Source organism: Bradyrhizobium sp. CFUWI (genome assembly GCF_056429085.1).
Genome location: NZ_JBWJZE010000184.1, coordinates 1 through 457, shown reverse-complemented (window position 1 = coordinate 457; position 457 = coordinate 1). Strand labels below are relative to the sequence as shown.

The window sequence follows — 457 nt, the reverse complement described above, 5'->3', positions numbered from 1 at the left end:
AGCATGGTGCCGTCGCCGCTCACCAGGGGCTGGTAGTGCAGCACGAGTTCGCCGGACTGCAGGGCCTGCCGCAGTTCGGATTCCAGCGCCGCGCGCGCGATGACGGCCTCCTGCATGGCCGGGTCGAAGAAGCGCACCGTGTCGCGTCCCGCGGCCTTGGCCTGGTACATGGCGAGGTCGGCGTGCTTGAGCAGGTCGTCCACGCCCGAGTCCTGCCCGGTCAGGGCGCCGAACAGCGCCACGCCGATGCTCGGCGTGCTGTGGTGGTGGCCCATGCCGCCCACCGCGTACGGCCTGCCCAGGGCCAAGGAGATCCGGTGGGCCAGCACCCCGGCCTCGGCGCGCGCCCGGTGCGGGTCGCCGGGCAGCCCTTCGGCCAGCACCACGAACTCGTCGCCGCCGAACCGGCTCACCGTGTCCTGCGGGCTCACGCAGGACAGCAGGCGTTGGGCCGCCT

1 protein-coding gene is annotated in these 457 nt (G+C 73.3%); it reads right to left on the bottom strand.

The genetic code is table 11. The annotated features are described in order from the left end of the window. Nucleotides 1-457, bottom strand: a 457-nt coding sequence (locus AC066S_RS39325; RefSeq protein ID WP_478271984.1) for a diguanylate cyclase domain-containing protein, incomplete at both ends; no start/stop codon positions are given.